The following is a 22,460-nucleotide window of genomic DNA, read 5'->3' on the forward strand; positions in this document are numbered from 1 at the left end:
GCTGCTGCTCGGCGCGTACGGTGACCTGGGCGTCGTGCCCTAGGACGACTGTCTCACGACAGCGGACGGCGAGCCTGGGCCGTCCACCCGCCTGGCCGGGCGGTACGAGAGGACGAAGGCCGCGGCGGCGGTGAGCTGGACGGCGGCGCCCACCAGGAGCGCGGCCGTGGGGGAGTGGCCGGCCAGCGGTCCCGCCGCCGCCGAACCGAGCGCGAACGAGGTGATCTTCAGGCTGGCCCCGGTGGTGAACACCTGGGTGCGCAGGCGGGACGGTGCCTCGCGGTGCCGTACCGCGAAGAGGGCGGTGAGTTGCGGCCCCTCGCCCACCCCCACGAGCGCCACGGCCAGGACCGCCCACGCGAACGTCCCCGCGAAGGCGGCCAGCGCCAGGCCCGCCCCGATGACCAGGGCGCTCACCGGTACGACGGTGTCGGGACGGGTGGCGGGGAACCTGGCGAGCACCGCGTTCGCCACCAGCGCGGCGGCGGCCAGCAAGGACAGCAGCAGCGCGCCGTACCCGGGATCGCCGAGCAGGTCCGCGCCGAGCAGCGGGGCGGAGACCACCAGCATCGCGAGCCCCGCGTAGGAGATCATCGAGGCCAGGGTGGCGCGCCGGAGGCTTCCGTTCCGCGCGAGAGCGGCGAACCCGTCGATCAGCTCGCGGCGCATGCCGGGCTGCGGCTCCCCCGCCGCCGGGGAGGAGTGGGAGACGGCCTGCGACGGGTGCGGTTCGGGTGGGTCCGTGGCGGCTGGTGCAGGTGCAGGTGCAGGTGCGAGGGCGGCGGGCGCGGGTGCGGGCCCGGGGGCGGTGCCGGCCTCCGGTGGCGGCGAGGCCGTGGGTGTCGGTACGGCGGCTGCGGGCCGGGCGGGCAGGAACCAAGCGGCGGGCAGGGCGGCGGCGATCAGCGCGGCCGAGGCGACGACGGCGGACCAGGCACCCCCGGCGGCGGCGACCAGCCCGGCGAGGGCCGGGCCCGCCAGCCCGGCGAGGTTGTAGGCGATGGAGTCGAGGGCGTTGGCGCGCGGCAGCCGGTCGGGCGGGACCAGGAGGGGAAGCTGCGCGGTCCAACCGCCGGACAGGGCCGGGCCGAGCAGCCCTGCCAGCACGGCCACCCCGATCGCCACCGGATCGGGCGCCCTGCCGACCAGCGCGAGGATGATGACCAGACCTGCCGCGTACCCGGCCAGAAGGGCGGCGAGGAGCCGTCCCGGCCTGCGGGTTCGGTCGAGCGCGGCGCCGAGCACCGGGCCGCCCCCGGCGGCGGCGACCGTCAGCCCCGCCAGCAGCCACGACGCCAACGAAGGAGAGCCTGTGGCCGCCAGCCCCAGCAGCAGGAGCGCGGGCCCGGACATCTCGTCACCGGTCCGGGCGGCCACCACGGCGGCCAGGTAACGTCTCATCGCTCGCAAACGTTACAAGAGCCGCTCTACCCCGCGTAGCCGTTGCGCTGGTTGGCTCGTACGGCGCCCTGGTAGGCGTCGATCAGGCCCCACACCCACAGGCCGAAGGAGACCGGCAGGATCAGCAGGCCGACGACGACGAACGCCAGGATGAACCCGAGGAACATCGTCATGTACGACCCGAGGAGAATGCCGACCCCCTTGCCGGTGTCGCCGTTGACGATCGACCCCACCCCCGGCAGGAGGAACGACAGCAGCAGCGAGATCGCCGGCTCCTTGCGCGGCGGCCGGGGGACGGGCGGGCCCTGCCTGTACGGCACGGCGGGGTGGCCGAAAGGTCCCGGGATCTGCTGGCCGTACGGGATCGGCGCGCTCGACGGCATGTCGTAGGACCCCCGCGGGCTGTACGAAGTCGGAGCGTTGGACGGCATGTCGTAGGAGCCTGACGGGTACCCCGGGCCGTGCGAAGTCGGAGCGTTGGACGGTATGTCGTAGGAGCCTGACGGGTACTGCTGGCCGTACGGGTCGGACGAGCCGTACGGATATGGCTGCTGGTCGGACAAAACGCCCCCAGGGACGAGACGGGTTCGTCCCACAACCCTATGCCGGGCACCGCCGGCGCAGCAGGAATCCTGGCTACCCTGACCGTGTGCAGGGACTGTTGCTGCGCCTGTCCGCGCTCGACACGGGCGCCGAGAGCGCGGTGCGGGTGATCGCGTACTTCGACTCGCTGGTGCGTGACCACGCCGGGGTGGCGACCCTGCTGCAGGCGACGGCGACGCTGGCGCAGTGCCCGGTGGGGCTGTTCGACGCCTCGACCGGACGGCGATGGCGCGCCATTCCCGGGCAGCGGGCCACCGCCGAGCGTGAGTCCGCCGCCCAGGGGCCCGCCGCCGCGCGTGGATCCGCCCACGCGCAGGTCTCCAGCCCTTCGCCAGGGGCCGCCGACGTCCAGGGTGCCGGTCCCCCGAAGGGGCTCGTCGAGGTCGAAGGGGCCGGCTGCTCGCCAGGACCCGTTGACCCGCCGGAGTCCGGTTCCTCACCAGGGACCGGCAGCGGTCGGGGACCGGGCCCCGCGCCCGCGTCCCACGGCGGGCCCGAACCCAGAGGACAAGCCGGCGCCGGGCCGCTCACCAGGGAGCTCGGCGCGGGGCTCGGCACGGTCTGGATGGAACGTGAAGGCGACCTGCACGGCCTCGACGAGATCGTGCTCGAGAGGTTGGCCGTCGCGGCCGAGGTGACGCTCGAACGCGCCGCCCCGGCGGCCGATCCCGCCCTGGTCGAGCTGGCCCTGTCGGCCGACACCGGCGAACCTGAACGCGCCAGGGCCCTGCGCCTGCTCGGCTTCGACGCGGGCGTTCCGCTGCAGGTGCTCGCCGCGCCCGCCGCCTGCCGGTCCGCGCTCATGGCGGGTCTGCGCGCGGACGGCCTGCACGCCAGGAGCGCCGCGGTCGGCGAGCTGGCCGTGGTGATCGTGACGGCCGAGGTCGCCGGGCTGCCGCCGGCCGTACGGGCCGGGGTGGGACCGCCGGTGAGTCCGGCCAAACTCGTCGAGTCGTGGGAGGCGGCCCGCCTGGCGCTGCGCTTCACCGGCGACGGGGCACGGGACCGGGTGGTGCGCTGGGCCGATCTGGGCGCACTCGCGCTGCTGGCCGCTCACGTGCCTGACGCGGCCGTCGCCGCGCTGCCCGACGTGCGGGCGGTGCGCTCGCTGCCGCCCGAGGTGGCCGCCGCGGTGCGGGCGCTGTGCGAGGAGGGCTCGGTACGGCGGGCCGCCGCGGCCGCGCACCTCCACCACAGTTCGATGGCCGCCCGTATCGCCAGGGCGGAGGTGGCGCTGGGCTTCCCGCTGGCCGCGCCGGCGGGCAGGCTGCGCGCTCACCTCGCACTGTCACTGGCCCGCCTGGTCACCTGACCCGTCACCCGGACGGTCACCACCCGCCGCGTCCGGTGAGTGCAGACGAACACCTCCCGGACGGAGCCGACAGATCCCGTGGAAGACACCGTGGTCAGTCAGAGCAAGGGCCAGGCTCCACCGGGAGGCGTTCACCTGCATCCTCGTTGTCAGGCATCCTCGCTGTCAGGGCAGGAGGGCCCGTCGCAGGGCGCTGATGCGCGCCGCCCCCGCCTGGCGGCTCACCTCCACGTCCGGGATGATCATGTCGAAGCCGTGGAAGGTCCCCGCGTAGAGGTGGAACTCGGTGGACACCCCCGCCTGCGCGAGCCGCTGCGCGTAGGTAAGGCACTCGTCGCGGAACACCTCCAGAGCGCCCACGTCGATGAACGCGGGCGGCAGCCCCGTCAGGTCGTCCGCCCTGGCCGGAGCCGCGTACGGCGAGACGTCGGCGGTGCCCCTGCGGTCGCCGAGCAGCGCGCTCCAGCCGAAGACGTTGGCCGCGCGGTTCCAGACCACCGCCTCCTCGAACTCCAGCGTGGACGGCGTGGCGTCGCGGTCGTCGAGCATCGGGCAGATCAGCAGCTGGTAGGCGACGGCGGGACCACCCCTGTCCCTGGCCAGCAGCACCGTGCCCGCCGCGAGCCCGCCACCGGCGCTCGCCCCGCCCACCGCCAGGCGTGCGGGGTCGACGCCCAGCTCGGCGGCGTTCTTCGCGGTCCACAGCAGGCCCGCGTAGCAGTCTTCGACCGGCGCGGGGTCGGGGTGCTCGGGCGCCAGGCGGTAGTCGACGGCGACGACCACGCACCCGACCTCCTTGACGAACCGCGCGGCGAACGCGTCGTCGCCGTCGGCCGAGCCGACCACCATGCCGCCGCCGTGCACCCAGTAGAGGCACGGCAGCGGGCCGGGCGCGGGCTGCGCGGGACGGCTGATGCGCAGCCGTACGTCGGGAGCGCCCTCCGGGCCCTGCACCCACCTCTCCTCGACCGAGACGAGCGGGTCCTCGACCACGGTCGCCGCGCGCATGGCGGCCGCCTGCGCCCGCAGCGCGGGCAGGTCGTCGAACGTCAGCGTCGAGATGTCGGGGAAGGACATGTCGAGCAGGTCGAGCGCGGCGGCGAGTTCGCGTGCGAGGTGCGGGTGGTGGGGCATCATGCGGAACCTTCCGGTCGACGGGCGTGCATCTCGATGGTGCGTGGCGGTGCGCGCCCCGCACAACCGCAAGGCGGCGGGCATGCGCGCCGATCCCACCGCCGGATGGCGGTCCCCGGCGGCACCGGCGAGCGGCCCGCATCGGGCGGCGCTCAGGCACCGGTGACCGGCCTGCGGCGGGCGGCGCTCAGGTGCCGGTGACCGGCCTGCGGTGGGCGGTGTTCAGGTGCCGGTGACCGGCCCGCGGTGAGCTGTCACCTGGCGCCGGCGGCCGTGCTCAGGAGGAGCTGGTGATGATCGCGCAGCGGGCGCCGAACGGGTCGTCGACGGCCGCGAAACGGCCCACTCCCTCCACCGACTCCGCCGGCATGACGACGGTGGCGCCGAGCTCCTGCGCGCGGGCGAGCGTGGCGTCGCAGTCGGCGACCTCGAAGTAGGGCAGCCAGTGCGGCGCGTCACCCTCCCCGAGCGGCGCGAGGCCGCCGAAACTCGCGTCGTCGCCCTCGGCGGTCGAGATCACGATGTAGTCCATGGGGCCCATCGGCACCGTCTCGACCCTCCATCCGAAGACGACCTGGTAGAACGGCTGGACGGCGGCGGGATCGGACACGTGGAGCTCGGCCCAGGCCAGCGAGCCCTGTTCGGTGACGAGGTCGAGGCCCTTGGTGTCGCCGCCCTGCCAGACGGCGAAGCGGGCGCCGGCCGGATCGGTGAAGTGCGCCATGCGCCCCGCGGTGAAGACGTCGAACGGCTCGGCGCGGACACGGCCGCCGTGCTGCACGACCAGCTTGGCCGTCGCGTCGGCGTCGGGGGTGGCGAAGTAGGTGGTCCACGCCGCGGTGGCCCCCTCTTCCATGAGCGGCCCGAGAGCCGCGACGGTCCTGCCGTCCTGCTGGAAGAAGCCGTAACCGCCGGCGTCGGGCCCCGCCGACTGGAAGGCCCAGCCGAAGACGCCACGGTAGAAGGCGGCGGCCGCCTCGACGTCGGGAACGCCGAGGTCGATCCAGTCGGGCGCGCCTGGAAGGAACTGGGTGGTCAGCATGCAGCCAGCTTGACACCCGCCACCGGCGAAAACCGGGAACGCCGACGGGCGCAGCGGGTCGCGCGTGCGGGGGCGCGTTTTCCCTCCGAAACCGGGTAGCTGATCGCCGTCATGTCCCAGCGAGCGGGGAGGCCGACGATGCCGCTCATCGACACCGAATGCGTTCGGAAGCTGCTGGAGTCAGGCGACCCCGACGCGACCCTGGTGTACGTGCGGGGCGACTGCGTGGTGATGCCGGGTGACCAGATCGACGAGGCGCACCGCGGACTGGTCATCGCCAGGCGTGCCGACCTGAGGGAGTTCGTCGCCGGTGAGCACGCCACCGAGCAGCAGCTGGAGACGCTCGCGCACCGGCTCGACAACGTGGTCCGCGACCTGGGCTCGTAGGGCGGGGTCACCACTCGTTCTCGTACCAGCGGCGCAGCCGGTCGAGGACCGCCCGCAGCGCGTCCGGGTCGGCCGCGGGTCCGCCGGAGCGGGCGTCGCCGGCGATCGAGGCGGCCAGCCGTACGGCGTCGCTGACGTGGGCCTCGGCCACGTCGACGGTCGTGATGCGCCGCCAGAGCGGCCAGTCGAGGTCCACGGCCGCGCCGAGCTCGTGGAGCACGCCCACGTCGCCGGTCTCGAACGCCGCGCGCCAGTGGTCGCCCGCCTGCGCCGCCAGCACGGCCATGATCTCGTCGTCGGTCGGCCCGGCGCCGGCCGCCGCCTGCTCGAAGGCGGCGTAGGCGTCGGGCCCGAACAGCACGAACCGCACGTCCTCCACGTCGGTGTGCGCGGCGGTGACGGCGCACACGGCGATGCGGGCTGCGTCGTCGAGCGGCCAGCCGTAGATGCCGGCGGAGACGGCGGGGAAGGCCACGCTGGCCGCGCCCAGCGAGTCGGCGACCTTCAGCGACTCGCGGTAACAGGAGGCCAGCAGCGCGGCGCGGTCCTGCTCGGCGGAGTGGACGGGGCCGACCGTGTGGATCACCCAGCGGGCCGGGAGCCGGCCCGCCGTGGTGGCGGCGGCCTGGCCGGTCGGCAGGCCGCGGCCGTACCGAGAGGCGCGCAGTTCGCGGCACTCCTCCAGGATCGCCGGACCGCCGCGCCGGTGGATGGCGCCGTCCACCCCGCCGCCGCCCATGAGAGAGGAGTTGGCGGCGTTGACGACGGCGTCGACCTGCTGCTCGGTGATGTCGCCCTGGACCAGCGTGAGCCTCATGTGAAGGTCCTACCCCCGGATGTCAGAGCCCGTACTCCTCCAGCAGCCGCAGCCACACCTCGCTGACCGTCGGAAACGCCGGTACGGCGTGCCACAGCGTCTCGAGCGGCACCTCGGCCGTGACCGCGACCGTGGCGGCGTGCAGCATCTCGGCCACGGCGGGCCCCACGAACGTGACGCCCAGCAGCACCCTGCGCCGCTCGTCGACGACCGCCTTGATCCGCCCGGTGTATCCCTCGCCGAGCAGCGACGCGCCCGCGACGCTGCCCATGTCGTACTCGACCACGCGCACGTCGAAGCCCTCGTCGCGGGCCGCCCGCTCGGTACGGCCGACCGAGCAGACCTGCGGGTGGGTGAACACCACCTGGGGGGCGCCCTTGCCGTCGGCGCTGTCGCGCAGCGAGGGGGCGTCGTCGGGCCTGCCGTCGGCGCGGGCGGCGATGACGTCGCCGCACACCCTGGCCTGGTACTTGGCCATGTGGGTGAGCAGGTTGCGGCCGTTGACGTCGCCCACCGCGTACAGCCAGTCCGATCCGGGTACCCGCATGCTGTCGTCCACCTCGACGGGGCCGTTCAGATCGAGCCCGACCCCGTCGGTGGCGGGCCGGCGGCCGGTGGCCACCAGCAGCTCGTCGGCCACCACGCTGTCGCCGCCCTCCAGGTGGACGGTGACGGGGCCGCCGTCGCCGTCCCGCTCGACGCGGGTCACCTTGGCGCCGAGCCGTACGTCGATCCCCGCCTCGCGCATCGCGTCGACCAGCATCCGCCCGGCGTACGGCTCCATCCGCCCGAGCAGGCCGCCGCCGCGCACCAGCACCGTCGTCTCGGCGGCGCCCAGGGAGTGCAGCGCCTGCGCCATCTCGCAGGCCACCACCCCGCCGCCGAGGACGATCAGGCGACCGGGCACGTCGCGGACCGTGGTGGCGTCCCTGCTGAACCACGGCCTGGCCTCGGCCAGCCCCGGCACCGGCGGGACGACGGGGACGCTGCCGGTGGCCAGCACCACCGCGTGCCGGGCGCGGAGGGTGGTGACCGTGCCGTCCTTGCCCGTCACCTCCACCAGACGCTCGCCCGCCAGGCGCCCCCTGCCGCGCAGGAGCGTCGCGGGCAGCGAGGTGACCCACTCCGCCTGGCCGCTGTCGTCGAGGTTGCCGACCGCCTTGTCCCTGGAGTTGAGCACCGCCGCCACGTCGATGGGCCCGTCCAGCGTCAGGCCGGGGACCATGGCCACCTCGGCCGCCAGCTCCATCGGCCGCAGCAGCGCCTTGCTGGGAACGCACGCGTAGAAGGAGCACTCGCCTCCGGTGAGGTGATCCTCGACCACGGCGCAGGACAGGCCGCCGCGCACCACCCGCCCTGCCACGTTCTCTCCTGCGGGACCCGCGCCGATCACGACCACGTCCACGTCGGTGCTCTGCATCGTCATGTTCCGACGGTACGGCCTGCGGGACCGAAGACCGTCACCAGGTCAGGCGAACCGCCTCGGGGAGCGGTGGCAGGAAGGTCGGCCCCCGCCGCCTGCGGGCCTCGGCGCAGACGGGGCACGGGTCGCGGGAGAAGGCCTCCGCGGTCACCCGCTCGTCGTCGCGGGCGCACGATCTCCGGACAAGATCGGACCGTGCGGTCATGGCCGGAGAAACACGAAACCCCAGGCCCGAGGGCCTGGGGTAGTGGTGGACGATACTGGGATTGAACCAGTGACCTCTTCCGTGTCAGGGAAGCGCTCTCCCGCTGAGCTAATCGTCCGAGGTGGAGACGGGATTTGAACCCGTGTGGACGGCTTTGCAGGCCGCTGCCTCGCCTCTCGGCCACTCCACCGAGGGAGGCCTTCAGCTATGGCCTCTCCGAGCGGAAGACGGGATTCGAACCCGCGACCCTCACCTTGGCAAGGTGATGCTCTACCACTGAGCCACTTCCGCGTTGCCGCTCGTTCGCGGCGACAAGGAAACTCTAGCGGAGTTTCCGAGCACATGCGTCATCCATCGCTCCTGCGTAGCTGCCTGGCGACACTCCGCTCCGTCGACGGCAGGCTCAGGAAGATCTCCAGGATCCTGGTCAGCCGGTGGACCTCGATGCGATGGAAGGCGGGACCCTCCGAACGCGCCAGCATCAGCACGAGCGCCAGCGGGGGCAGCGGAGCGGCGATGACGTGCAGACCAGACTCCAGGCTGGCGGCCAGCGGCCGCGGCGGGGTGAGGTCGAGCATGGGCACCTCCCGCGGGGCGCGCCAGCTGGAGTAGACGGGGGTGCGCGGATCGCCGTCGGTGGCCGCCGCCGCCCAGTCGGCGCTGAACAGCACCGGCATCGAGTCGATCAGCGTGGACAGCCCCCTGTCGCCCGCGGTGGCGATGTACTTGAGGATCTCCAGCTCGGGATAGGTGCCGGGGGCCTCGCGCGTGGTCCAGAAGCCTTCCACCGTGACGCCCGGCACCCCGGCCAGGCTCTTGGCCAGGGCCTCCTTCGAGACGCCGTCGGGACAGAAGACCGTGAGGTCGTCGAGCGCCCTGCCCGCGCCCCGCTCAAGTACGGTGACCTGGGTGATGTCGGCTCCCGCCGTACCGAGGACGTGGGTGATCCGGCCAAGGGCGCCGGGCCGGTCGGGCAACGCGACGCGCAGTCGCAGAAGCATCCATGGCCTCCCGAGGTCGCAGATCGATCCCAGGTCACACCCTATCCGCGAATAACGCTCACGGCCGCTGGTGCGCTAGAACTTAACGAACCGCAAGCCGAAGCAGTCACAGGAAGCGAGGGCGGCGTTCCGCCATGAAGATCGGGCCCCTCGAGGTGTGGCCACCGGTGGTGCTCGCGCCCATGGCGGGCATCACCAACGCGCCCTTCAGGGTGCTCTGCCGCGAGCAGGGCGCCGGGTTGTTCGTGTGCGAGATGATCACCACCAGGGCCCTGGTCGAGCGCAACGCCAAGACCCTGCGGATGATCAGGTTCGCCGACACGGAGCGGCCCAGGAGCATCCAGCTCTACGGCGTCGACCCCGAGATCGTCGGCAGGGCGGCGAAGATGATCGCCGAGGAGGACCTGGCCGACCACATCGACCTCAACTTCGGCTGTCCCGTGCCCAAGGTCACCCGCAGGGGCGGCGGGTCGGCGCTGCCGTACAAGAGGAACCTGCTGCGGCGGATCCTGCGCGCCGCGGTGAGCAACGCGGGCGCCCTCCCCGTGACGATGAAGATGCGCAAGGGCATCGACGACGACCACCTCACCTACCTCGACGCCGGCCGGATCGCGGTCGAGGAGGGCGTGGCCGCCATCGCCCTGCACGGCCGTACGGCCAGGCAGCACTACGGCGGCGTCGCCGACTGGAGCGCGATCAGGCGGCTGAAGGAGGCCGTCACCGAGATCCCCGTCCTCGGCAACGGCGACATCTGGAGCGCCGACGACGCCCTGCGCATGGTGGCCGAGACCGGCTGCGACGGCGTGGTCGTGGGGCGCGGCTGCCTCGGGCGGCCCTGGCTGTTCAAGGACCTGGACAACGCCTTCAACGGCGGCGCGGAGCGGGCCAGGCCGACCCTCGGCGAGGTCGCCGACACCATGGCCAGGCACGCCGAGGGGCTCACCGCGTGCTTCGACGTCGAGCGCTACGCCGTCGCCGACTTCCGCAAGCACGTCGGCTGGTACCTCAAGGGCTTCTCCGTCGGCGCCGACCTGCGGCGCGAGCTGGCCACCGCCGAGTCGCTCGACGGGCTCAGGGCGGGCCTGGCCAAGCTCGACCGCGACCAGCCGTGGCCGCCCAACACCGACACCCCGCGCGGCAAGTCGGGCGAGCGCGACCGGGTGCACCTGCCCGACGGCTGGCTCGACGACCCCTACGACAGCGTCGTCCCCGAAGAGGCGGAGTCGGACGTCTCGGGTGGCTGACCGGCTCTTGACCGGCACCACATGATCCCTTGACTATCTGTCGGTGCACCTGGGTAACGTGCCCAGCGTGAGCGCCTCTTCCACCGAGGACCTGATCGCCGCCTACGACGCCGAGCGGCCCGTCCGCCGGCTCAGCGAGCGCCCCGCGGCCCTGGTGACGATCGTCTCGCTCGGGCTGGCGCTCTACGTGCTGTGGTGGACCTTCTTCCCCGGCGCGCTCCAGCCGTACCGGATCGGGTTCCTGGCGGTCGTGCTGCCGCTGGTGTTCATCTGCTACGGCCGCGACAAGGAACGCCCCTCGCTCCTCGACTGGACCCTGGCGGGCCTGTCGCTGGTGGCCTGCCTCTACCCGCTGGTGACCTTCGACGAGTTCATCAGGCGCGCCTTCGACCCGACCACGCTCGACGTCGTCACAGGCCTGGCGATCACCGCGCTGGTGCTCGAGGCGGCGCGCAGGACCGTCGGCTGGATCCTGCCGGCCGTCTGCCTGGTCTTCATCGCCTACGCCTACTGGGGCGGCTGGATCCCGATCGGCTGGGCGATCGGCCATCGCGGCTACGACGTCGACCGCATCGTCGTCGCCTTCACGATGGGCACCGAGGGCATCTACGGCGTCCCGCTCGACGTGGCGGCCACCTACATCATCCTGTTCACGATCTACGGCGCGGTCCTCGACCACTCCGGCGCCGGCAAGTTCTTCGTCGACGTCTCGCTGGCCGCCTTCCGCCGGTCACGCTCGGCGCCCGGCCGTACGGTGGCCATGGCGGGCTTCCTGCTCGGCACGGTCAGCGGCTCGGGCGTGGCCACCACCGTCAGCGTCGGCAGCGTGGCCTGGCCGGTCCTCAGGCGCGCCGGGTATCCGCGAGAGCAGGCCGGCGGCGTGCTGGCCGCCTCCGGCATCGGCGCGATCCTGTCGCCGCCCACGCTGGGCGCCGCGGCGTTCATCATCGCCGAGTACCTCAGGGTCAGCTACCTGCAGGTGCTGCTCTACGCCACCATCCCGACGGTGCTCTACTACCTGGGCATCTTCCTGGCGATCGAGATGGACGCCAGGAAGTACGGCACGCACGCGGTCGCCGTCGACGCCCCCAGGGCAGGACACCTGATCAAGCGGTTCGGCTACCACTTCAGCTCGCTCTTCGTGATCATCATCCTGATGGCGGCCGGCCAGTCGCCCTTCCGTGCGGTCGTCTACGCGACGCTGCTGGCCTTCGCGCTGTCGTTCCTCGACCCCGAGCACCGGCTCACGCCGCGCAGGGCCGCCGAGGCGCTGGCCGCGGGCGTCAAGGGCGTGCTGCCGGTGGCGGCCACCTGCGCGGCGGCCGGCACGATCGTCGCGGTCGTCACGCTGACCGGGCTCGGGCTGAAGGTCAGCTCGCTCATCGTCGGGCTGTCGGGCGGCAACCTGGTCGCCACCGCCGTGCTGTGCGCGGTGGCGGTGCTGCTGCTCGGCCTGGCCGTGCCCGTGACGGCGTCGTTCGTGATCGCCGCCGTCATCATCGGGCCCTCGCTGGCCAAGCTCGGGGTGAGCTTCCCCGAGGCGTACATGTTCATCTTCTACTACGCGGTGCTGTCGGAGGTGAGCCCGCCGACCGCGTTGTCGGCCTTCGCCGCCTCCGCCCTGACCGGCGGCAACGCCTACCGCACCATGCTCGCCACGTGGAAGTACTCCCTGCCCGCCTTCCTCGTGCCGTTCGCGTTCGTGCTGACCCCGGCGGGAGGCGCCCTGCTGGGGCAGGGGACCCCCTGGCAGATCGCCTGGACGTTCGCCGCGTCGGCGCTGGCGGTCGTGGCGCTCGCGGTGGCCACGGGCGGGCCGGCGGGTCCCGCCGAGCGGGTCCTGTGCGGGGCGGCGGCGTTGCTGCTCCTGGTGCTGTCCCCGGTGCCGATCGCGATCGGCTCAGGTCTTGCTCTGCTGGCGCTCGCCGTACACCTAGTGAGGAGACGCACATGAGGTTGTTGTCCGCGGCGTTCATGGCGGCCTGCATGGCCGGGGTGGTGGCCCTGGCCGGCTGCGGAGGCGACAGGAGCGCCGAACGAGCAGAACAGCCGACGGGAGGCGGCGGCGGGAAACGGCTGTCGATCGCGACCGGCAACACCACCGGCGTCTACTACATCATGGGGGGCGGCCTGGCCGACCTCATCACCAAGAACCTGCCCGGCTACGAGGCCACGGCCGAGGCGACCGGCGCGTCGGTGGAGAACATCCAGCGCGTGGCCAGGGGCGACTCCGACCTCGGCTTCACCCTCGCCGACTCCGCGGCCGACGCGGTGCAGGGCAAGGGCGCCTTCTCCGCGCCCCAGCCGATCAGGGCCCTGGCCCGCCTGTACAACAACTACACGCAGGTCGTGGCGAGCGCCGAGTCCGGCGTCAAGAGCATCGCCGACCTCAAGGGCAAGCGGGTCTCCACCGGCTCGCCCAACTCCGGCACCGAGGTGATCTCGCTGCGGCTGCTCAAGGCGGCCGGCCTCGACCCCGACAAGGACGTCACCCGCCAGGCGCTCGGCCTGCCCGAGAGCGTCGACGCGCTGAAGTCCGGCGGGCTCGACGCGCTGATCTGGTCGGGCGGGCTGCCCACCCCCGGCATCACCGACCTGACGACCACCATGAAGGACGAGGCGGTCTTCGTGCCGCTCGCCGACGTGCTGCCCAAGCTGCAGGCCGAGCACGGGCAGGTCTACACGGCGGGCAGCATCGGCAAGGACGTCTACCAGGCGCCGGCCGACGTCGCCACGGTGGTGGTGCCCAACCTGCTGGTCGTCAACGAGAAGATGGACCCCGCGCTGGCCGGGAGCATCACAAAGCTGATCTTCGACCACCACGCCGACCTGGTGGCGGTCTCGAAGGCGGCCACGGAGATCAACAAGGAGACGGCGGTGCGGACCGAGCCCGTCATGCTGCACGACGGGGCCAAGAAGTACTTCGGCTCCTAGCCGAGATCTTTCACAGATCCAGAAGACCGGGCGCGCGGCCGCGGCGTCACACCTCGACGGGGCCGCCGCTGCGCCAGTAGACGTTGGCGTCCCTGCTCAGCAGGTCGTGATCGACCAGGTAGCGCCGCAGCGCCGAGAAGTCGTGGTGGAAGGCCCGCAACGCCACGTTGACGTCCTTCTCGGTGTAGCGGACGCCCGGCTCGAACACCCTCACGATGTGGCGCAGGACCACCAGGCGCTTGTCCGCCTTCGCCGGGATCTCCCTCAGCCGGCCGTCGACCAGGAACGCCTGCAGGACCCGCTCCTCCTGGGTCATGGCCCGCGGTGGCGGGGCCGCCGCCTTCAGCAGCTCGCGGAACCGCTCGGGGCGCGCCGCCCAGCTCCCGTCCGCATGCCGTACGGCCAGGCCGCCGCGCTCGAGCCGGACGAGGACGTCCTCGTCGGCCTCCGGCCGCTCGCCCAGCACCAGCGCGGCGAAGGCGCGCAACGTCGCGTCCTGGTGGAGGAGCCCGAGGACTCGCCGGATGTCTTCGTCGTTCATGCAGCCATTTTGAACCAAAGGATCACCTCAAGCGTCTGATCCACCGTGATGACCAACTTCCTGCTCGCCGGCGCCCTCGCGTTGACCGCCTCCGCCCCCACCATCCCCCCTGGCTTCCTGCTCTGGGACAAGGCGGCGACCGCGAAGGACAACGACCCCGAGACGAACTGGGCCGTCAGCAGGCGCACCACGGCCAAGCTGACCGTGAACCCGTGCGACAAGGCCGCGCTCGCCTCGGCGGGCCGCGTCGCCGCCCGGACGATCATCTACACGGCGGTGCCCGACTTCCAGAAGTCCGAGCAGGTGATCCTCTACTCGACCAAGGAGCAGGCCACGCAGGCGCTGGCGGATCTCAGGTCGGCGGTGCGGACCTGCGCGTCGGCCAAGAGCGGTCAGTCGGACTACAGGTACTCGGTGAAGGCCGTCACGCTGGGCGACGAGGGCCTGGCCGTGACCGGGCAGGTCTACATGGGCCGCAAGGCCGCCATCGGCGGCGAGCGCGCGATCGTCGCCCGCAAGGGCACCGCCCTGGTGCTGTACTCGCAGGCGGGGGAGTGGGGCAAGCCCGCCGCCGCGGATTTCGCGGCCCAGACGAAGGACGCCACGAAGATGCTGGGGAAGATCTGCACGATCGCGTCGTGCTGAATGTCACGAGCTTGAGACAGGATCATGACACGATCGCGGCGTCGTGACGGGAGGCTTGGTGGAGAAACGTGTGCCGGGGCGTCCATTGCCAGTCCGTTCCGGCACACGTTCATCGTTTCCGCGGGCTCGTACGCCGATCGCGGCCGGCTCTGGGCGGTGATGACGCGCCCGCCGGGAAACCTGGGTGTCCGCCGGTGACGCCGGCCGTTCTGGTCAGCGGTGGCGGCCCGCCGTGCCCGCGTGGAACACGCGCTCCCTGGCGAGGGACAGGGCGAACTCGACGGCGCCCGCCCGGACCGCGTTGCCGCCGACGGCGCTGGGCAGCAGCACGGTGCGCGCCTCGACATCGGCGACTCGGTCGGCGACGCGCCGGTGGAGCGCCTGGCCTCCCGCCCGCAGGAGCGGCCCGCCGAGCACCACGAGACCCGGGTCGAGGACCGCGACGAGCCCGCTGACGGCGACGGCCAGGCGGGCGGCCACCTCGTCGAGAAGCGCGGGGTGCCCGCTCGCGAGCGCACGGGCCGCGGCCTCGGTGGCATCCCAGGACTCCGAGGCGCCACCCGGCATCCGGACGGCGGCGCGCGTCTCTTCCGGAGCGCCCGCCGCACGGGCGGCGCCCCAGGCGTGGGCGAGGTCGTTGACCGCGTCGGCGCCCAGCCGCGAGCCGAGGGGGCGGCCGTCGGGCGCCAGGATGGACCCCACCTCGCCGCCCCGGCCGGACGCGCCGCGCCAGAGCCTGCCGTTCAGGACGATGCCCGAGCCGAGCCCCTGGCCGAGCCAGAGCAGCGCGAAGGTGTCGGCTCCCCGGGCGGCGCCGGCCGCCTGCTCCTCGAGGGCGACCAGGTTGACGTCGTTCTCCATGCGGATGCGGGGATTGCCGAGCAGTTCGCGCAGCGGCGCGAGGTCGTGCACCCGCCGCCGGTGGGGCCGCCCGCTCACCGTGTCGAGGCGGTCGCCGGCGCCGCTGTCGACGATGCCCGGCATGCCCACCACGATCTGGTCGAGGTCGGCCGCCGCCAGCCCCGCCTTGCCCGCCGCCGCGTGCAGCGCCCCGGCGAGCGTGGTGACGGGGTCGCGCTCTCCGGTCGTGGCGATCCTGTGCTCGGCGATCGGCCGGCCCGCGAGGTCGGCCACCGCCACGTCGAGCCGGGAGGAGGTGACGTCGACGCCCGCCACGTGTCCGGCGGAGCCGTCCAGCGCCCACATCTGGGCGGCGGGGCCCACGCTTCCCGACTTGCGCCCGCCCTTGCGGACCAGGCCCGCGCTCTCCAGGCGGCGCAGCACCTCGGCGGCGGCCGCCTTCGACAGCCCGGTCCTGGACTCGAGCTCGCCCCTGGTGAGCGGTCCGTCGCCGAGCAGGAGCTCGAGGGCGGCGCGCTCGTTGAGTGTCCGCAGCACGCGCGGGCTCCCCGACGTCATGATGGTCCTTTCCCCGTGGCGGACCTCAGCCCCGCCTGGGAGCCCCGGTCACAGGCGGTTCAGACCGAGGACGTGGAGGACGGCGCGGCCTTCCTCGTCGGAGGCGGCCAGGTCGACCTGCGCGTCGATGCCCCAGTCGCCGTCGCCCGCCGGATCCTTGATGACCTGGCGCACCTTCCAGAGCTCCTTCTCCTCCGAGATGCGCAGCAGGCCGGGTCCGCGGGCGTCGGCGTCGGTGAAGATCTCCTCGTGCTCGTCGTAGTAGGCGTCGAGCGCCGCGCCCCAGTCGACGTCGGGAGCCAGCTCCTCGAGCTCGTGCTCCTTCTCCAGCGAGCACAGCTCGACCAGCCGGAACATCGCGTTCCTGACCAGGACGCGGAACGCGCGAGGGTTGCCGGTGACGGGCCTGACCGTGCGCTCCAGCTCCTGTTCCTGCTCCAGCGCCGCCTCGGGGTTGCTGAGCTTCTCCCACTCGTCGATCAGCGAGGAGTCGACCTGGCGAACCAGCTCGCCGAGCCATTCGATGAGGTCGACGAGGTCGTCGGTCTTGAGATGCTCGGGGATCGTACGGCTCAGCGTCCGGTAGGCGTCGGCGAGGTAGCGCAGCACCGCGCCTTCCGACCGGGACAGCTCGTAGAACTGGATGTACTCGGTGAAGGTCATCGCGCGCTCGTACATGTCGCGCACGACGGCCTTGGGGCTGACGGTGTAGTCGGCGACCCAGGGGTGGCCGCGCCGGTAGGTCTCGTAGGCACCGAGCAGCAGCGTCTCCAGCGGCATCGGATACATGATCTCCTGCAGCTGTTCCATGCGCTCTTCGTACTCGACGCCGTCGGCCTTCATCTGCGCCACGGCCTCGCCGCGGGCCTTCTTCAGCTGCGCCGACAGCACCTGGCGCGGGTCGTCGAGGATGGACTCGACGATCGAGACCATGTCGAGCGCGTAGCTGGGCGACTCGAGGTCGAGCAGGTCGAAGGCGGCCAGCGCGAAGGTGGACAGCGCCTGGTTAAGGGCGAAGTCCTCCTGCAGGTCGATGGTGAGGCGCGCCATCCTGCCCTGCTCGTCGGGCTCGCGCAGCTTCTCCACCACGCCGCCGGCCAGCAGCGAGCGGTAGATCGCGATGGCCTGGCTGATGTGCCGCCGCTGCCACTTGCGGTCCTCGTGGTTGTCGGTCAGCAGGTGCTTCATGGCCGCGAAGCAGTCGCCTGGCCGGTTGATGACGGCGAGCAGCATGGCGTTGCTGACCTTGAAGCGGGAGGCCAGCGGCTCGGGCTCGGCCGTCTGCAGCTTCTCGAACGTCTCCTCGCTCCAGCCGACGAACCCCTCCGGCGGCTTCTTGCGGGCGTAGCCGCGGCGCCGCTTGGGGTCGTCGCCGATCTTGGCCAGTGCCTTGGCGTTCTCGATGTCGTGCTCGGGGGCCTGGCAGGCGACGTAGCCGATCGTGTCGAAGCCGGCGCGGCCCGCGCGCCCGGCGATCTGGTGGAACTCGCGGGCGCGCAGGCGGCGCACCTTGTTGCCGTCGTACTTCGACAGGGCGGTGAACAGCACGGTCCTGATGGGGACGTTGACGCCGACGCCGAGCGTGTCGGTGCCGCAGATGACCTTCAGCAGGCCGGCCTGGGCCAGCCGCTCCACCAGGCGCCGGTACTTGGGCAGCATGCCGGCGTGGTGGACGCCGATGCCGTGCCGTACCAGGCGGGACAGGGCCCGCCCGAACCGGGTGGTGAACCGGAAGTTGCCGATCAGGGCGGCGATGGCCTCCTTCTCGGCCTTCGTCGCCATGTTGATGGACATCAGGGACTGGGCGCGCTCCATCGCGGCGGCCTGGGTGAAGTGGACCACGTAGACGGGCGCCTGGCCCGTGCTGAGCATCTCCTCGAGAGTCTCGTGCAGCGGGGTCATCCGGTAGGAGTAGACCAGCGGGACGGGCCGCTCGGCGTGCTTGACGACCGAGGTCTCCCTGCCGGTGCGCCGGGTGAGGTCCTCCATGAACATGCTGACGTCGCCGAGCGTGGCCGACATCAGCACGAACTGCACGTGCGGCAGCTCCAGCAACGGCACCTGCCACGCCCAGCCGCGGTCGGGCTCGGCGTAGAAGTGGAACTCGTCCATGACGACCTGGCCGATGTCGGCGGCGGCGCCGTCGCGCAGGGCCACGTTGGCCAGGATCTCGGCGGTGCAGCAGATGATCGGCGCGCCGGGGTTGACGCTGGCGTCGCCGGTCATCATGCCGACGTTCTCGGTGCCGAACAGCGCCACCAGGTCGAAGAACTTCTCCGAGACCAGCGCCTTGATCGGCGCGGTGTAGAAGGTGCGCTGGTCGCGGGTCAGGGCCGCGAAGTGGGCTCCGGCCGCGACCAGGCTCTTGCCGGACCCGGTCGGGGTGGCGAGGATCAGGTTGTTTCCCGAGACGACCTCGATCAGCGCCTCTTCCTGCGCCGGATAGAGGGTGAGCCCCCGTTCGGAGTTCCACGTGACGAACGCGTCGAAGATGGCATCGGGATCGGCGTCGATCTCTTCGGGGAGGCGGTCAATGAGGCTCACCCTCTCCATCTTGCCAAGGACGGGGCCGAACTGGTTAACGAGCGGCCGTCAGGACCGCGTACGGAGGCGGTGAGGAGTCACAGGCGAGCGCGGGGAGCGGTCAGGAGCAGGCCGCCCGCGATGGCGAGCGTCGAGACCACGGGGACCGCGCCCGGCGCGAACCCGAAGGCGGTCAGCCCCAGCAGCCCGCCGCCGACCAGCGCCGCGGCGGCCAGCGAGCTGCGCCACGTGGCGATCCCGTACGGCAGCGCCGGCGGCTCCTCGAACCTGGCGAACATCCGCAGCAGCGGCCAGATGACCAGGCAGAGCGCGCCGAACCACACCGGCCACCCCGCCAGCCAGCCGAGTCCGCCGGGCGCGGGGGTGCCGACGCCGAGCCCGACCACCACCACGCCGCTCACCGCGAACAGCGCGGGCATGTGCCACAGGTAGACGGTCATCATCCTGGGCCCCGCCCAGGCCACCAGCCGCTCGGTGCGCAGCCGCGTGATCCACGGCCGCAGCAGCGTGGCCAGGCCGATCTGCCCGACGCCGACGGCCAGGACGGCCAGCGTGGGCGGCGCCATGTTCGACATCCCGGCGCCGGGCAGCCCGATCATGCTGCCGGGGTAGGGGCCGAAGCCCACCAGCAGCGCCGCGGCGCCGTACCCCGCCACGGCCAGCACGCCGGGACGGCCCAGCCTGCCGTCGGTGTAGCAGAAGCCGAGCTGGTGGACGGCCAGCCACACGAAGCCGATGTTGAGGTAGCCGACCAGGTCGACACCGGAGGTGAACCTGACCAGGTCGGTGGCCACCGCGCCGGCGACCAGGACGGCCGGCACCCGCCAGCCGTACCGGTCGTGCAGCCTGAGCATCAGCGGCGTCGCGGCGACCGCGATCAGGTAGACGACCAGGAACCACAGCAGCTGCCCGGTCAGCCGCGAGCCCACCTCCAGCGGCTGCGCGGGCACCCCGAACGTGGCCAGCACGTGCGGGAGCGGGATCCAGACCGCCGCCAGCGGCAGCACCGGCCAGGCCAGCCGGCGCAGCCGTACGGCCAGCCACGCGGGCGCGGTGCCGGGTGCGCGGCGGAAGCTGATGGCGTTGGCCGCGCCGCCCGCGAAGAACACCAGCGGCATGACCTGGCTGATCCAGGTGACCACCCACACGCCGGGGGCCGACAGCGCGTTCCCCGTGGTCAGGCGGACACCGTCGTAGCCCAGGACGGGGATCGTCCAGTGCTGGAGCACCACCAGGGCCATGCCCGCGAGCCGCAGCACGTCGATGAAGGAGTCCCTGGCAGGGGCGCGTACGGCGGGGCGTTCGAGCAGGACGGTCATGGGGAGGCCTCGATTCGGAAGGTGGTGGTTCAAGGCTTCCGTCCGGGGCCGCCGAGCACAGTCCCGCAGCCCGCCGTCTTGTGGTCAAGGTCTCACCACCGCGGGTGGTAGGGCTGGCCCTACCTCCGGACGCCTGCCCGCAGGGGCGAGAACGGGTCCGCCGGGCTCGTAGCGTGGTGTCATGCGCTCCCTGATGAGACGTGTCCTGCTGGACACGCGCTACCTGCTGGTCGGCTTCCCCACGGCGATCATCGCCTTCCTCCTGCTCGTCTCCGGATTCGCGCTGGGTCTCGGTACCGTGGTGGTGTGGGTCGGGGTGCCCGTCCTGTGCGGCACCCTGATGGTGGCCAGGGGGTTCGCCGACGTGGAGCGCGGCTGGCTGTCCGACGTGCTCCACCGTCCCGCCATCAGGCCCCGCTACCGGCAGCCGCCGGAGGGCGCGGGCCGTTTCCGCCGCCTGGTGAACCCGCTGACCGCGGGCCAGTCATGGCTGGACCTGCTGCACGGCATCGTCAACTTCCCGATCGCGATCGCCACGTTCGTGGTGACGGTGGTGTTCTGGGCGGTCCCGATCCTGGGGCTGTCCTATCCGGTCTACGGCTGGATCACCTCCCGCATCCCCGGGAACATGGAGCTTCCCGAACTGCTCGGCCTGGGCGACGGCTACCTGGTCAACACGGCCTTCTACGTCGCGATCGGCCTGGCGGGCGCCCTGGTCCTGCCGTTCGTGGTCAGGGGCGCGGCGCTGCTGCGCGCGGGGCTCGGCAGGGCGCTGCTGACGAGTGTCGCCGAACTGCAGGAGCGCATCGACGACCTGGCGGAGGGCCGGGCCGCGGCGGTCTCGGCCGAGGCCGACGCGCTGCGCCGGCTGGAGCGCGACATCCACGACGGCCCGCAGCAGCGCCTGGTGTCGCTGGCGATGGACCTGTCCAGGGCGCAGCGCCAGCTGAAGAAGGACCCGCAGGCCGCCCACGCGACGCTCGACGGGGCCATCACCGCCACCCGCGAGACGCTGGACGAGCTGCGCGCCCTCTCGCGCGGCATCGCGCCGCCGATCCTGGCCGACCGGGGCCTGGCGCCCGCGCTGGCCGCCCTGGCGGGCAGGTGCACGGTGCCCGTCGACCTGGACGTGCAGGTCGCCGAGCGCTACGTCGCGGCAGTGGAGAACACGGTCTACTACGTCGTCGCCGAGTCGCTGACGAACATCGCCAAGCACAGCCGCGCCACCACCTGTTCGGTGCAACTCAGCAGGGTGGGGAACACGCTGATGCTGACGATCGGCGATGATGGGGTGGGCGGCGCACACGTCGCCAAGGGACACGGTCTGGCCGGGCTGGCCGACCGGCTGCGCGCGGTCGACGGCGAGCTGGTCGTGAGCTCGCCCGTGGGCGGGCCGACAGTGATCATCGCGGAGGTGCCGTGCGGGTAGTCGTGGCCGATGACGCGGTCCTGATCAGGGAGGGCCTGATCAGGCTGCTGGAGGAGTTCGGCTGCGAGGTGGTGGCGGCGGTCGGCGACGGAGACGCGCTGGTCGAGGCCGTGGCCACCCACAAGCCGGACGTGTCGGTGGTCGACGTGCGGATGCCGCCGTCGTTCACCGACGAGGGGCTGCGCGCGGCGGTGCGGGCCCGCGGACGGGTGCCGGGGGCGCCCGTGCTGATCCTGTCGCAGTACGTCGAGGTCTCCTATGCCGACGACCTGCTGGCCGACGCCCGCGGCGCGGTCGGCTACCTGCTGAAGGACAGGGTCGTCGACGTCGACGAGTTCATGGAGGGGCTGCGGCGCGTGGCCTCGGGCGGCACGGTCTTCGACCCCCAGGTGGTGGCCCAGCTGATGGTGCGCAGGCGCAGGGACGATCCGCTGGCCCAGCTGACACCGCGGGAGCGGGAGGTGCTGGCCCTGATGGCGGAGGGCAGGTCCAACCCGGCCATCGGCAGGCACCTGGTGATCAGTGACGGGGCGGTGGAGAAGCACATCAGGAGCATCTTCGCCAAGCTCGGGCTCTACGCCGACGACGGCGACCAGCATCGCAGGGTGCTGGCCGTGCTGGCGTACCTGCGCGGCTGAGGCGCGCGGCCGGTCCCGTCAGGACCGGCCGCGAGGGGACTCAGGCCCCGAGCGCGTCCACCAGCTTCTTGCGCTGCTGGGCGCCCAGGCCACCGAGACGGCGCTTCTCGTCGACGCCGGCCTCCTCCATGAGCGCGTTGGCCTTGGCCGGCCCGACGCCCTTGACGGCGCGCAGCGCCTGCGAGACCTTGATCTTCTTGGCGATGTCGTCGTCACGCTCCAGCAGGTCGGCGAAGGTCAGCTCACCGGCCTTGACCTTCGCGAGCAGAGCGGTGCGAGCGGCACGGGCCTCAGCGGCCTTCTCCAGCGCCGCCTTGCGCTGCTCGGGGGTAAGAGTGGGAAGTGCCATCTCGATCTCTCCTCGGGGAGTAATGCTTCGGGATTGTGTTACCCGTGGTGTCGCGGCTAATCATGGCGGATGC

20 protein-coding genes, 3 tRNA genes and 1 pseudogene are annotated in these 22,460 nt (G+C 72.4%); 8 read left to right on the plus strand and 16 right to left on the minus strand.

Features of this window, described 5'->3' with window-relative positions; genetic code table 11:
- Positions 1 to 39 precede the first annotated feature (39 nt).
- Together ACWDLG_RS29540 and ACWDLG_RS29545 are read right to left on the minus strand one after the other, a co-directional pair.
- Complete coding sequence (locus ACWDLG_RS29540) at positions 40 to 1,401, minus strand: MFS transporter (protein ID WP_449926051.1); 1,362 nt, start codon at positions 1,399 to 1,401, stop codon at positions 40 to 42.
- A gap of 26 nt (positions 1,402 to 1,427) precedes the next feature.
- On the minus strand, positions 1,428 to 1,832 hold the full coding sequence (locus ACWDLG_RS29545; protein WP_449926054.1) for a hypothetical protein: 405 nt from the start codon (positions 1,830 to 1,832) through the stop codon (positions 1,428 to 1,430).
- A gap of 218 nt (positions 1,833 to 2,050) precedes the next feature.
- Between ACWDLG_RS29545 and ACWDLG_RS29550 the strand changes: the two genes are divergently transcribed.
- Positions 2,051 to 3,316, plus strand: coding sequence for a helix-turn-helix domain-containing protein (locus tag ACWDLG_RS29550; RefSeq protein WP_449926057.1), 1,266 nt, complete (start codon positions 2,051 to 2,053; stop codon positions 3,314 to 3,316).
- 165 nt (positions 3,317 to 3,481) lie between these two features.
- On the opposite strand, the gene ACWDLG_RS29555 is transcribed toward ACWDLG_RS29550, so the two are convergent.
- Entirely contained in the window at positions 3,482 to 4,453 is a 972-nt protein-coding gene (locus ACWDLG_RS29555; RefSeq protein ID WP_449926059.1) for an alpha/beta hydrolase, read from the minus strand.
- Between the two features lie 274 nt (positions 4,454 to 4,727).
- Positions 4,728 to 5,492, minus strand: a complete 765-nt coding sequence (locus ACWDLG_RS29560; RefSeq protein WP_449926062.1) for a VOC family protein — start codon at positions 5,490 to 5,492, stop codon at positions 4,728 to 4,730.
- Positions 5,493 to 5,630: 138 nt separating this feature from the next.
- Between ACWDLG_RS29560 and ACWDLG_RS29565 the strand changes: the two genes are divergently transcribed.
- Complete coding sequence (locus ACWDLG_RS29565) at positions 5,631 to 5,879, plus strand: hypothetical protein (RefSeq protein ID WP_354912439.1); 249 nt, start codon at positions 5,631 to 5,633, stop codon at positions 5,877 to 5,879.
- A gap of 313 nt (positions 5,880 to 6,192) precedes the next feature.
- Here ACWDLG_RS29565 and ACWDLG_RS29570 read toward each other — a convergent pair.
- The 7 genes and pseudogenes from ACWDLG_RS29570 to ACWDLG_RS29600 form a co-directional block, all read right to left on the minus strand.
- Positions 6,193 to 6,696 (minus strand): annotated as a pseudogene (locus ACWDLG_RS29570) (O-acetyl-ADP-ribose deacetylase); the annotation flags it as partial.
- A 22-nt stretch (positions 6,697 to 6,718) separates the two neighbouring features.
- Positions 6,719 to 8,122 carry a dihydrolipoyl dehydrogenase family protein gene (locus tag ACWDLG_RS29575; RefSeq protein ID WP_449926065.1) on the minus strand — a complete coding sequence of 468 codons (1,404 nt, stop codon included), beginning with the start codon at positions 8,120 to 8,122 and terminating at the stop codon, positions 6,719 to 6,721.
- 34 nt (positions 8,123 to 8,156) lie between these two features.
- Positions 8,157 to 8,324, minus strand: a complete 168-nt coding sequence (locus ACWDLG_RS29580) for a hypothetical protein (RefSeq protein ID WP_449926068.1) — start codon at positions 8,322 to 8,324, stop codon at positions 8,157 to 8,159.
- A 43-nt stretch (positions 8,325 to 8,367) separates the two neighbouring features.
- Positions 8,368 to 8,442, minus strand: a tRNA-Val gene (locus ACWDLG_RS29585).
- 1 nt (position 8,443) lies between these two features.
- Positions 8,444 to 8,514, minus strand: a tRNA-Cys gene (locus ACWDLG_RS29590).
- A 29-nt stretch (positions 8,515 to 8,543) separates the two neighbouring features.
- A tRNA-Gly gene (locus ACWDLG_RS29595) sits at positions 8,544 to 8,615 on the minus strand.
- 56 nt (positions 8,616 to 8,671) lie between these two features.
- Complete coding sequence (locus tag ACWDLG_RS29600) at positions 8,672 to 9,325, minus strand: ACT domain-containing protein (protein WP_449926070.1); 654 nt, start codon at positions 9,323 to 9,325, stop codon at positions 8,672 to 8,674.
- 134 nt (positions 9,326 to 9,459) lie between these two features.
- Here ACWDLG_RS29600 and dusB point away from each other — a divergent pair, with 134 nt between their 5' ends.
- From dusB to ACWDLG_RS29615, 3 genes are all read left to right on the plus strand, one after another.
- Complete coding sequence (gene dusB / locus ACWDLG_RS29605) at positions 9,460 to 10,569, plus strand: tRNA dihydrouridine synthase DusB (protein ID WP_449926073.1); 1,110 nt, start codon at positions 9,460 to 9,462, stop codon at positions 10,567 to 10,569.
- Between the two features lie 67 nt (positions 10,570 to 10,636).
- A complete protein-coding gene (locus tag ACWDLG_RS29610; protein ID WP_449926076.1) occupies positions 10,637 to 12,523 on the plus strand; it encodes a TRAP transporter permease in 1,887 nt (628 codons plus the stop codon).
- A complete protein-coding gene (locus ACWDLG_RS29615) occupies positions 12,520 to 13,503 on the plus strand; it encodes a TAXI family TRAP transporter solute-binding subunit (protein ID WP_449926079.1) in 984 nt (327 codons plus the stop codon). Before ACWDLG_RS29610 ends, ACWDLG_RS29615 begins: the two co-directional genes overlap by 4 nt.
- A 46-nt stretch (positions 13,504 to 13,549) precedes the next feature.
- Here the strand turns inward: ACWDLG_RS29615 and ACWDLG_RS29620 are convergent, their stop codons facing one another.
- Complete coding sequence (locus ACWDLG_RS29620) at positions 13,550 to 14,044, minus strand: DUF2087 domain-containing protein (protein ID WP_449926082.1); 495 nt, start codon at positions 14,042 to 14,044, stop codon at positions 13,550 to 13,552.
- 48 nt (positions 14,045 to 14,092) lie between these two features.
- Between ACWDLG_RS29620 and ACWDLG_RS29625 the strand changes: the two genes are divergently transcribed.
- On the plus strand, positions 14,093 to 14,689 hold the full coding sequence (locus ACWDLG_RS29625; RefSeq protein WP_449926084.1) for a hypothetical protein: 597 nt from the start codon (positions 14,093 to 14,095) through the stop codon (positions 14,687 to 14,689).
- Between the two features lie 213 nt (positions 14,690 to 14,902).
- Here the strand turns inward: ACWDLG_RS29625 and ACWDLG_RS29630 are convergent, their stop codons facing one another.
- From ACWDLG_RS29630 to ACWDLG_RS29640, 3 genes are all read right to left on the minus strand, one after another.
- The gene (locus ACWDLG_RS29630; RefSeq protein WP_449926087.1) at positions 14,903 to 16,108 is read right to left on the minus strand and encodes an ROK family protein; all 1,206 of its coding nucleotides are present in this window, start codon (positions 16,106 to 16,108) and stop codon (positions 14,903 to 14,905) included.
- A 48-nt stretch (positions 16,109 to 16,156) separates the two neighbouring features.
- A complete protein-coding gene (locus ACWDLG_RS29635) occupies positions 16,157 to 18,661 on the minus strand; it encodes a DEAD/DEAH box helicase (RefSeq protein ID WP_354912421.1) in 2,505 nt (834 codons plus the stop codon).
- Between the two features lie 68 nt (positions 18,662 to 18,729).
- On the minus strand, positions 18,730 to 19,971 hold the full coding sequence (locus ACWDLG_RS29640; protein WP_449926091.1) for an acyltransferase family protein: 1,242 nt from the start codon (positions 19,969 to 19,971) through the stop codon (positions 18,730 to 18,732).
- A gap of 181 nt (positions 19,972 to 20,152) precedes the next feature.
- Here ACWDLG_RS29640 and ACWDLG_RS29645 point away from each other — a divergent pair, with 181 nt between their 5' ends.
- Positions 20,153 to 21,400, plus strand: a complete 1,248-nt coding sequence (locus tag ACWDLG_RS29645; protein WP_449926094.1) for a sensor histidine kinase — start codon at positions 20,153 to 20,155, stop codon at positions 21,398 to 21,400.
- Positions 21,391 to 22,038: a response regulator gene (locus tag ACWDLG_RS29650; RefSeq protein WP_449926097.1), complete on the plus strand. Its 648-nt coding sequence runs from the start codon at positions 21,391 to 21,393 to the stop codon at positions 22,036 to 22,038. The genes ACWDLG_RS29645 and ACWDLG_RS29650 overlap by 10 nt, the downstream gene beginning before the upstream one ends.
- Positions 22,039 to 22,078: 40 nt before the next feature.
- Here ACWDLG_RS29650 and mihF read toward each other — a convergent pair whose 3' ends face one another.
- A complete protein-coding gene (mihF, locus tag ACWDLG_RS29655) occupies positions 22,079 to 22,387 on the minus strand; it encodes an integration host factor, actinobacterial type (protein ID WP_354912413.1) in 309 nt (102 codons plus the stop codon).
- Between the last annotated feature and the right edge of the window lie 73 nt (positions 22,388 to 22,460).

The sequence above is a fragment of the Nonomuraea sp. NPDC003727 genome, from assembly GCF_053586935.1.

Bases quoted from the DNA above. Each gene is read 5' to 3' on its own strand.
- ACWDLG_RS29580 (WP_449926068.1), bottom strand. From the start codon at position 8,324: ATGACCGCACGGTCCGATCTTGTCCGGAGATCGTGCGCCCGCGACGAC.
- ACWDLG_RS29620 (WP_449926082.1), bottom strand. From the start codon at position 14,044: ATGAACGACGAAGACATCCGGCGAGTCCTCGGGCTCCTCCACCAGGAC.
- ACWDLG_RS29615 (WP_449926079.1), top strand. From the start codon at position 12,520: ATGAGGTTGTTGTCCGCGGCGTTCATGGCGGCCTGCATGGCCGGGGTG.
- ACWDLG_RS29625 (WP_449926084.1), top strand. From the start codon at position 14,093: ATGACCAACTTCCTGCTCGCCGGCGCCCTCGCGTTGACCGCCTCCGCC.
- ACWDLG_RS29575 (WP_449926065.1), bottom strand. From the start codon at position 8,122: ATGACGATGCAGAGCACCGACGTGGACGTGGTCGTGATCGGCGCGGGT.
- ACWDLG_RS29545 (WP_449926054.1), bottom strand. From the start codon at position 1,832: ATGCCGTCCAACGCTCCGACTTCGTACAGCCCGCGGGGGTCCTACGAC.
- ACWDLG_RS29640 (WP_449926091.1), bottom strand. From the start codon at position 19,971: ATGACCGTCCTGCTCGAACGCCCCGCCGTACGCGCCCCTGCCAGGGAC.
- ACWDLG_RS29635 (WP_354912421.1), bottom strand. From the start codon at position 18,661: ATGGAGAGGGTGAGCCTCATTGACCGCCTCCCCGAAGAGATCGACGCC.
- ACWDLG_RS29565 (WP_354912439.1), top strand. From the start codon at position 5,631: ATGCCGCTCATCGACACCGAATGCGTTCGGAAGCTGCTGGAGTCAGGC.
- ACWDLG_RS29560 (WP_449926062.1), bottom strand. From the start codon at position 5,492: ATGCTGACCACCCAGTTCCTTCCAGGCGCGCCCGACTGGATCGACCTC.
- ACWDLG_RS29645 (WP_449926094.1), top strand. From the start codon at position 20,153: ATGCGCTCCCTGATGAGACGTGTCCTGCTGGACACGCGCTACCTGCTG.
- ACWDLG_RS29555 (WP_449926059.1), bottom strand. From the start codon at position 4,453: ATGATGCCCCACCACCCGCACCTCGCACGCGAACTCGCCGCCGCGCTC.
- ACWDLG_RS29630 (WP_449926087.1), bottom strand. From the start codon at position 16,108: ATGACGTCGGGGAGCCCGCGCGTGCTGCGGACACTCAACGAGCGCGCC.
- dusB (WP_449926073.1), top strand. From the start codon at position 9,460: ATGAAGATCGGGCCCCTCGAGGTGTGGCCACCGGTGGTGCTCGCGCCC.
- ACWDLG_RS29600 (WP_449926070.1), bottom strand. From the start codon at position 9,325: ATGCTTCTGCGACTGCGCGTCGCGTTGCCCGACCGGCCCGGCGCCCTT.
- mihF (WP_354912413.1), bottom strand. From the start codon at position 22,387: ATGGCACTTCCCACTCTTACCCCCGAGCAGCGCAAGGCGGCGCTGGAG.
- ACWDLG_RS29540 (WP_449926051.1), bottom strand. From the start codon at position 1,401: ATGAGACGTTACCTGGCCGCCGTGGTGGCCGCCCGGACCGGTGACGAG.